Consider the following 335-nt stretch of genomic DNA (forward strand, 5'->3'; position numbering starts at 1 on the left):
CGCTCGCACGTCGACTACCGCGCCGACGGCTCGCAGACCTGGCGCGCCCACGGCCCGATCCTGCTCGGCTTCGGCGCCGGCGCGGGCACCCTGCCCCGCGACCTCTACACCGTCGACGGCGACTACACCGTCGACATCGGCGCCACCGGCTACCGCACCCTGACCATCAAGCACGGCTCCGCCGAGCCCCTCTGCGCCAAGGTCGCCTGATCCCGCCGGGGGGCCCGGTCACCCGCGTCCGCCCGCCGGCCGGGATGCGGGTGAGGGTGCGGGCGGGCGTCCGGCCGGCCCCCCGCCGATCATCGTGCCGGACCAGAACCTGGTGGGCCAGCTCC

This window comes from Kitasatospora putterlickiae (genome assembly GCF_039527695.1).
Lineage (GTDB): Bacteria > Actinomycetota > Actinomycetes > Streptomycetales > Streptomycetaceae > Kitasatospora > Kitasatospora putterlickiae.